9 protein-coding genes are annotated in these 8,913 nt (G+C 55.7%); all 9 read right to left on the reverse strand.

The window, feature by feature from the left end; genetic code table 11:
- A partial coding sequence (gene flgL / locus PROAA_RS09460) for a flagellar hook-associated protein FlgL (RefSeq protein ID WP_186411112.1) occupies window positions 1-725 on the reverse strand: 725 nt, incomplete at its 3' end.
- Between the two features lie 10 nt (window positions 726-735).
- Complete coding sequence (gene flgK, locus PROAA_RS09465; RefSeq protein ID WP_186411113.1) at window positions 736-2,946, reverse strand: flagellar hook-associated protein FlgK; 2,211 nt, start codon at window positions 2,944-2,946, stop codon at window positions 736-738.
- A gap of 60 nt (window positions 2,947-3,006) precedes the next feature.
- Window positions 3,007-3,945: a flagellar assembly peptidoglycan hydrolase FlgJ gene (flgJ, locus tag PROAA_RS09470; RefSeq protein WP_186411114.1), complete on the reverse strand. Its 939-nt coding sequence runs from the start codon at window positions 3,943-3,945 to the stop codon at window positions 3,007-3,009.
- A gap of 66 nt (window positions 3,946-4,011) precedes the next feature.
- Complete coding sequence (locus PROAA_RS09475; RefSeq protein ID WP_425394008.1) at window positions 4,012-5,139, reverse strand: flagellar basal body P-ring protein FlgI; 1,128 nt, start codon at window positions 5,137-5,139, stop codon at window positions 4,012-4,014.
- Window positions 5,140-5,149: 10 nt separating this feature from the next.
- Window positions 5,150-5,815, reverse strand: a complete 666-nt coding sequence (locus PROAA_RS09480) for a flagellar basal body L-ring protein FlgH (protein ID WP_186411115.1) — start codon at window positions 5,813-5,815, stop codon at window positions 5,150-5,152.
- Window positions 5,816-5,822: 7 nt separating this feature from the next.
- The gene (gene flgG / locus PROAA_RS09485; protein WP_186411116.1) at window positions 5,823-6,605 is read right to left on the reverse strand and encodes a flagellar basal-body rod protein FlgG; all 783 of its coding nucleotides are present in this window, start codon (window positions 6,603-6,605) and stop codon (window positions 5,823-5,825) included.
- A 14-nt stretch (window positions 6,606-6,619) separates the two neighbouring features.
- Complete coding sequence (gene flgF, locus PROAA_RS09490; RefSeq protein ID WP_186411117.1) at window positions 6,620-7,363, reverse strand: flagellar basal-body rod protein FlgF; 744 nt, start codon at window positions 7,361-7,363, stop codon at window positions 6,620-6,622.
- 28 nt (window positions 7,364-7,391) lie between these two features.
- Entirely contained in the window at window positions 7,392-8,627 is a 1,236-nt protein-coding gene (gene flgE, locus PROAA_RS09495) for a flagellar hook protein FlgE (protein WP_186411118.1), read from the reverse strand.
- 15 nt (window positions 8,628-8,642) lie between these two features.
- Window positions 8,643-8,913, reverse strand: a 271-nt coding sequence (locus PROAA_RS09500) for a flagellar hook assembly protein FlgD (RefSeq protein WP_281182262.1), incomplete at its 5' end; no start/stop codon positions are given.

The raw sequence follows: 8,913 nt of genomic DNA on the forward strand, positions 1-8,913 counted from the left end.
CAGGCAAAGCCATTCACCGCCACCTGCCATTTCTGCTGATCGAGCACCGATCCCTGGTCAATCGCAGCAGTACCCTGGTTGATCCCTCCGCCGATATTCCCACCCGTTGACGTAGCAAAAGTACCATTGCCTCCTTTTGCACTCATGAACACATCGCTGCCCGCCACATTGACCGCCAGTTGTCGTGATGAAGAAACCTGCAGCAATCGTTCGCCGTCGTCGCCAAAATAACCCACGGGTGACGTGCTTGCAGGGGGCACGGCAGACTGCGAAGCATCAATTGCGAAGGGGAGTGTCGCTCCCTGATATCCGGAAAAAAGATAGTCACCGGATCCATTGCGGCTGTTGGCGATGCCCAGCATTTCACCCAGACGTGATTCAAGTTCGGTCGCAATTGTCTGTCGATCAGAATTAGTGAGCGTACCGGTATTGCCGGCCTGAATAACTCGCTCTCTAACATTCTGTAGCAAGTCGGTCAGGGAGCTCAGTTGATTGTCAAGCAACCCCAGCTGGCCGCTGGCGTTTCCCTGATTCTTTATGTGTTGTGCATTCACGTCCCTGGTCTGGGTGACAATCAGTGCCTGCGCCGCGGCGACCGGGTCGTCCTCCGGTGTAAGCACACGGCGTCCGGACGACAACTGGTTCTGAAGTTTGTAGAGGGCACTTTGATTGCGCTGAATGCCGAGTGCGCCGGCATCGTAGATCTGATTCGTGCTGATACGCATGAAAATCCCCTTAGGAATGAATCGCTAGCAAGACGTCAAACAACTTGCTACCGATGTCCAGCATCTTGGCCGATGCCTGATATGCCTGCTGATAACGAATCAGGTTCGCTGCCTCCTCATCGAGATTGACAGCCGAAAGCGAGTCCCGAGCATCCGTGGCTTGTTTGAGCAAGGCACTTTGCGCCTGACCTTTTACGTTGATTTCGCGCGATTTGTTGCCGGCGTCACTGACCAGTTGCGCATAGGACGTCTGATAACTTGCGGTTTTCCCCGACATGGTGTTCTGTGTCTGGAGTTGTCCCAATGCCAGGGCGTTGCGCCCATCGGATACCCCGGCCGTATTGTTGCCCAGGGAAAACACGTCACCATTGTTCAGGTTTCCGGATATTTCAAAACTGACCCCGGCAAACGATATCGTCGCGGTGGATGTGTAGGGTATGGTCGGCCCTGGATACACGGTTGTGGAGCCGCCTACGGTGACCGAAATGTTTGCGCCCGCCGGAACACCTGCCAATGTGAGCGTGTTTCCTGCGCTGCCAAAGGTCAATGAAACACCACCCGCCGGAAACGCCGGCGTTCCGAAACCCGGCAGCGATTTGCCATCCGAAATGGCTCCCGTCCCCGTATTGGTATTGGCTGCCGCAGTTCTGATCGGCATCGAAGCAGCAATCAAACGGGCATCTGCCGCCAGAGTAGGATTGACTGCAATATTCCTTGCCGCGTCACGCGTTGGCTGAATGATGAATGAATCACCGCTGGCCACCGTACCGGAAGCAAGTGAAAACGAAAACCCTTCACTACCTGCCACCGTCGTCGACAAGCTTGCGAGGGACGCGTTTGACCATTGAGTATTGTCGGTTAACCGGGTAATCGTATAATTCGCGCCGTCGTAGTCCAGACGATAATCGGAACCAGTCAGTTTGGTGTAGTAGTTGGCACCGTTCGCTGCGGGACCAAATACCTGCGTCGACGCACCGGCCGCAACGACTGAACCCGTCAATGTCAGCCCTTCACCGACAGGAACGGCCGCCTGCAGCGCTGCAAGGGATGCTCCGGTCCAAGCGGTTCCGTCCGACTGCCGAGTTAACGTATAAAGCGTTCCCGCCCCATTCAATGCCAGTGAATAACTGCCATCGATAGGTGGCGGCGTTACCAAAGAAGCTGAGATGGTGGCTGGCGTTACGAGACTATTATTGCCATTGGCAATGACTATCGGCTGTGAGACAGTGAAAAAGTCGGCCACGAAACTTGCGTTGCCAATCGACTGGCCAAGCAAATCCTGACCAAGCGCGTGCTGTGCATTGAATGTCAGTGCCAGTGAAACGGCATTTCGCCCGAGATCGTTGGCGACGCGATCAAGCGATCCGCTCCTGAAACTCAGCAACCCGCCAAGCGTGCCACCGGTTACCAGCGACTCCGGCAACTCCTGCGAACCACTGACGGTTTGCAGGCCCACGGCCAGGCGCGACGGATCAGCGATCGAAGGCAACGCCGTCAGCTTCGTCACCTGCGTGCCCGTTACCAATTGTTGTCCGTTGCCAATATAGACGTTGTAACTGCCGTCCGAGTTGGTCGTAGTTGTTACTCTGACAAGCTTGTTGAGCTCAAGAATCAGTTGATCGCGTTGATCCATCAAGTCATTGGGTGGCTGATTGATCGATGATCCAGCGCTTATGATACTTTCGTTGAGTTTGGCGATCTGCTCCGAATAGGAATTGATCGAAGCAACCGCCGTCGTTATCTGGCTGTTCACACCTTCATACATCTGACTGATCCGGTCCTCCAGCCCCTGATAACGAGCTACCAGCGCTTGCGCCGAGGAGATCATCGCCTGGCGCGCTGGCAACTGTGAAGGATTGGCCGAGACCTCCTGTACTCCCTGGAAGAATTCCTGCAAGGCCGGCGAGACGCCGGCGTTCGGGTCGGCCAACATGTTGTCGATTTGTTTGATCTGGGTAAAGTACGCGTCCAGTTCGCTGCTGGTTGTCTGTGCGCGATTGACCTGCCCCGACAGGAATGTGTCGTACATGCGTTCGATAGTCGACACATGGGCGCCCTGGCCGATAAATCCCGCCCCGGACAACGTGGCAATATTACTCACCTGAATCGTGCGCTGCCTGCTGAAACCTGGCGTACTGGCATTGGTAATATTGTGCTCTGTCGTCAATAGGCCGAGTTGAGCGACCTGCAGACCCGTGATACCTGTACTGATTATCCCCATGGAGAGAACTCCTTTGCCATGACACTAACGGCAAATCCGCCGAAAAATTAAGGTTTCCTGCTAACCGGCCAGAGCCTGCCGCAGGGTTGCGCCGTTGATGATCCGGCTGAGTTTGTCTGCATACATAGGGTCAGTGGCATACCCTGACTGTTGCAGTGAACGAGAAAACTGAGCGCCATCCTTCTGCCCAAGCACCTCCGAATAGCGCGGGTTGTTGAGCAGAAGATTCGTGTAGTCGCGGAAAGACTCGGCGTAGGAGCCATAAACCCGAAACTTTTCACGAGAAGTCTGTGCAACACCATTCACATATTCGGTGGTTTGAACTTCTACCGAAGGCCCATGCCAATTGCGACCGGCCTTGACACCAAAGAGGTTGTAGGTCGGGGAACCATTCACGTTTCGAATCTCGCTCTTGCCCCAGGCACTCTCAAGGGCCGAATGCGCAACGAGGAATTGCGGGGGTACACCAATGGCACTGGACGCCTCGACGGCGTGTGGCCAGATACGATTGACGAAATCACTGCTACTCCCGGACGCGCCCGCCACCGCTGACTCGTTGTTTATTGCCGGAGCACTGCGCACGCGTTCGGCTCCGCCACCTGACGAAACGGCAGAATTTGCCGCTTGCTGCTGAATCAAACTCTGTTGCAACGCCGCCAGCGAAGATGCCGGGTCAAACGACGAACCAGAGGGCATGTTGCGCCCCAGTTGCTGCTCGATCAGCTTGGCAAAACCAAGCCTGCCCTGCGCGGAAAGATCCTGTGCCATTTGCTGATCCAGGATGCTCGTAAAGTAACGGCTTTGATCGTTGTCCATCAAGCCATCTTGCGGAGAGGCGTCACGCATGCTTTTAAGCATCATCTGCAACAGCATGCCTTCAAACTGCTGCGCTGCCAGCTTCAAGCCGCCCTGGGGATCCTGTTTGATCTTGACACGCAGGTCGGCGGTCACCTTGGGATCAAGGACAAAATGGCTTGAATTGAGGTTTTCAGCTTTCATAGCTGAATCCTAGCAATTTCCGCGCCCGGCATAACGCTTCCGGGCTGTTATCTCACGGCACCGTTATCAGATCACCTCCAGATCGGCCCGCAAGGCACCCGCCGACTTCATCGCTTGCAGGATCGATATCAAATCCTGAGGATTCGCGCCAAGCGCATTAATCGCCCTGACCACATCCGAAAGATTCACTCCAGCTTTCAAATGCATCAGCGCCCCGCCACCCTGCTTGATTTCGATGTCGGACTGCGAGGTTGTCACCGTCTGCCCATCGGCAAACGCGTTTGGCTGACTAACCTCCTGCGCGGTTTTCACTACCACTGAAAGCGAGCCATGCGCGACAGCGCAGGACTCGATGGTGACCATCTGATTCATCACGACAGACCCGTTGCGAGGATTCACGACAACCCTGGCCATTGCTTTCACCGGACGAACTTCAAGATTCTCGATTCGGCCCATGAAAGCCACCCGGGCACTGGATCCCTCTGGGGCAATAACCTGAATCAGCCGCCCATCAACCGCTTGCGCCGTCCCGGGCCCCATTTCACGGTTGATCATCTCGACCACGCGTTGCGTGGTGCCGAAGTCGGTAGTTCTCATTTCATAATGAACAAAAGGACCCTGCCCCAGCGCTGTAGGCACCTCTCGCTCCACCGTGGCACCCGCAACAATTCGACCCGCCAGAAGATGGTTAACCACGGCTTTGCTCCCGCTGGCTACTGCTCCAGCGCCTCCAACCAGAAGATTACCCTGCGCCTGGGCGTAAATCTGCCCGTCGGCGCCCTTCAATGGGGTCATCACCAAGGTGCCGCCGCGCAGGCTTTTGGCATTGCCCATTGACGATACGGTTATATCGATTTGCTGACCGATTCTCGCGAATGCTGGCAGATTCGCAGTGACCATCACCGCCGCAACGTTTTTCAGTTGCAGGGATTGAGTCGTCGGCAACGTGGTGCCCAATTGAGCCAGCATATTGATAATGCTTTGTGTGGTAAACGGCGTCTGTGTCGTCTGGTCGCCTGTCCCGTCGAGTCCGACAACCAGCCCATAGCCCACCAACTGGTTGTTCCGAATCCCCTGAACCGAGGCCAGGTCCTTGATTCGATCCGCCCATGCGGCACCACTGAAGAGCGGCAAGACGCTACAGGCAAGAATTGCCACAAAGTGCAGGAATTTGCCGGTCTTATTGATCTTCACGACTGACTCCTCAGAAGGGCAAAACAGAAAGGAAGAATCGTGCGAGCCAGCCCATGACCTGCGCTTCGCTGATCACGCCACTCTCCTTGTATTCGATTCGCGCATCAGCCACATTCCCTGAGCTGATCGTATTCGCCGCATTGATGAAATAGGGATTCACGATCCCGGAAAGCCGGATGTATTCGGTGCCAGCTCCGATGGACACCTGCTTTTCCCCAGACACAAGAAGGTTGCCGTTGGACAGCACCTCGATCACGGTAACCGTGATCGTTCCAGTAAACACATTGTTCGCTGCCGCGTCACCTTTTCCAGCCAGACTGTTTGAGCTGGTTGCCGACAAGCCCAGTCCTTGGAGTGACTTGCCCGGCAAGCCGGTGATCAGCGGTACCGAGGCGTCGATGCTGGTGGATCGACTGGCGTTGGTATTCGATTTTGTTGAGGCCGACGTCGTTTCGGCAATCGCAATCGTCATCGTGTCGCCGACGTAGCGGGCACGGCGATCCTCGAACAGCGTTCGTGAAGCGCCGGCCTGGTAAATACTGCCTGATGCCGGGAGCGTTTCGGTCCGCGGCGCCGGGCGTGCACTCATCGGCTGATGCACGTTGGTTGGCGGCACGGTTGTACAGCCACCGATAACTATCCCGAGAAGAATCAATAAGAACCGATTTTTCATCATCGCTGCATTACAGCTGACCCAGTCGCGCGAGCATTTCGTCCGCTGTTCTCACCGCCTTGGTATTCATTTCATAAGCGCGTTGGGTCTGGATCATACTCACCAGTTCCTCGGCAACGTTGACGTTCGCCGTCTCGACATAAGTTTGCAGGAGAACCCCCGAACCATTGGTGCCAGGCGTATTCGGAGTCGGCGATCCACTCGACGCCGTTTCCAGATAGAGGTTTTCACCAATTCGCTGCAAGCCCCCGTTATTGATAAAGGTCGCGAGCTGCAATGAGCCAACTTGCGTAGCAGAAGAATTCCCCGGTTGCGTAACGGAAACCACGCCATCGTTGGCGATCGTGACGGTCAGGGCATCGGACGGAATGGTGATACTCGGCTGGACAGGATATCCGCTTGAGGTTACCAACTGGCCCTGATTGTCTTTCTGAAACGAGCCATCTCGGGTATAGGCCGTCGTTCCATCGGGCAACAGGATCTGCAGGAAACCCTGCCCATCAATGGCCACATCGAGCGCGTTGCCTGTTTGCTGCAAAGCGCCCTGTGTGAAAATGGTTGCAGTCGCGACGGGCGAAACACCGGTACCGATTTGCAGGCCGGATGGAATCTGGGTCGACTGCGACGACTGAGCCCCAGGCTGGCGCAAGGTTTGATAGAGCAGATCCTCAAATACGGGACGCTGCCGCTTGAAGCCAGGGGTGCTGAGGTTGGCCAGATTATTGGCGATCACCTCCAGGCTGACTTGCTGGGCATTGATGCCGGTACGGGCAATCCACAGAGTACGGATCATGCGTGCTAATCCTGTTAGGCGTTCATCGAAAGAATCTGGCTTGCCTTGTTGGCATTGGCGTCAGCTGTCTGCAGCATCTTGATCTGCATATCGAACTGACGAGCCAAGGTGATCATGTTGACCAGTGAGTCGGCTGCGTTCACATTGCTGCCTTCCAGTGTTTCAGGAGCCAGTTTGACGTTTTCATCTAGCACAGCCGGCTCGCCGACCCTGGTTCGGAAAAGTCCGTCATCTCCGCGTACCAGATCGTTTTCAGCCGGGTTTACCAGCTTGATGCGCCCGACAACACTGACGTTATTTGGTGCGCCAAACAGCGGAACGGTGGAAATCGTTCCGTCCGGAGCGATCGTGATGCTGTTGTCCGGGGGAATTGCGATCGGGCCGTTGTCGCCCAGCACGTTCAATCCAGTGGCGGTCTGAAGTTGACCATTGGTGTTGACTTGAAGGTTTCCGGCCCGGGTGTACACCTCGCGCCCATCGGGAGTTTCCACCGTAATCCAGCCTGCCCCCTGAACGGCCACATCAAGCGGACGGCCTGTCGCCATCAGCGGACCTTGTTCAAACACATCGGCCACCGACGCGTCCACCACAAATGCCCGTGTTGGGGCGCCGTCACCTTGAACAGGTACCGCGCGAAACTTGTGCTCCATGGCGCGATAACCGACTGTCGAAGCATTTGACAGATTTTGTGAAACACCGGCCTGTTGCAGGAAGGCGTGTTTGGCGCCGGTCATTGCGGTGTAGATCAGGCGATCCATAACGGCCTCAGTTTTGCTTCAATCCGCCTTAGCGAAGGTTAACCAGCGTCTGCAGTATCTGATCCTGGGTCTTGATCGTTTGCGCATTGGCCTGGTAGTTGCGTTGCTGCGTAATCATATTGACCAGTTGCGCAGTCAAATCAACGTTGGACTCCTCCACGGAAGCGGATTGCAGCACCCCTCGACTTCCTGTTCCCGGCGCACTGACCAATTCCGGCCCGGACACTGACGTCAATGCCCATTGATTGTTGCCCAGCGACTGCAAACCATTGGGGTTTGTGAATGTAGCCAGCACGACTTGGCCCAGATTGCGCGCTTGGCCATTGCTGTATCTACCCTGAACCACACCGTCGGAACCGACGCTCAAACCCGTCAGGCTACCGGTGGTGTACCCACCCTGGGTCAACCGATCAACGCTGGACGCACTGCCATATTGCGAAGTCCCCGTAAAGTCCATGGAGCCGGGAGACCAGGGCGAGGCTGCACCCGTGGTCAGTGCCCACGAGGGGAGTACCAGTGGCATCGCAGTCGTCAAGACACCTGAAGTGTTGAAGGCCAGTTGCGACGGAAAGGCTTGCGGAGTCGCTCCGTCCATGGTGCCGTACACATTCCACGGCCCGCCGGCCGAAGCCCGTTGAAAGTACATCGTCAACGTGTGCGCAACACCCAGTGTGTCATACACCGACAATGCGGTCGAGTAATTGTACGTCTGCGGATTAGCGAAGTTGAACGGAGTAACTGCTGGCACGCCTTCACGCGAATCCAGGTTCAGATTGGCTGTCAACGTTCCTGCCAAGGGATCACTGGTCGCCCGCGGACTGATCTGGCTTGCCGATAATTGCAGGTCAACCGGGCTTGATGCGGTAATCAATCCGTTTGCATCAGCCGGAAATCCCATTAATCGCATCGCCTGATCGTTGACAATGTACCCGGCGTTGTCGAGATGGAACTGCCCATTCCGCGTATAGGTTATTTCTCCATTTCGATCCATGCGAAAAAAACCGCCGCCATTGATTGAAATATCGAGCGGATTGTTGGTCGCCGTTACGTTGCCCTGACTGAAGGCTTGCTGGATACCCGAGATTGCGCTGCCAATGCCGACCTGCGAGGCGCCGCTACCCGCCAGTGAGTTAGCAAAAACGTCGGCAAAATGAACCTCGGCCGATTTGAAGCCTACGGTGTTGGCGTTGGCAATGTTGTTACCAAGCACGTCCAACGCCTTGGATGATGAGTTAAGTCCGCTCAAACCTTGTTGGAATGACATTTCTTCCCCCTATCCTTAGAGTATCTGTTGTACGTCTCTGAAATCTACGGTTCCGAGCGCTCCAAGATCGAGCAGGAATCCGCTGTTTGATCGTACTAAAGCAGCAACCGTGCCAATCTGCAGTGCGTCCACCACAACGGGACTTCCACCCTGTGCAGCCTCGACCGAAAACCTGTAAATGCCATCAGGCGATTGGATATTCGTATCGGTCATCCCGTCCCAGGAAAAATTGAATACACCGGCGTCACGCGCACCAAGATCTTGACTCTGAACCACCTGCCCGGCC

This window comes from Candidatus Propionivibrio aalborgensis, from assembly GCF_900089945.1.
GTDB classification, from domain to species: Bacteria; Pseudomonadota; Gammaproteobacteria; order Burkholderiales; family Rhodocyclaceae; genus Propionivibrio; species Propionivibrio aalborgensis.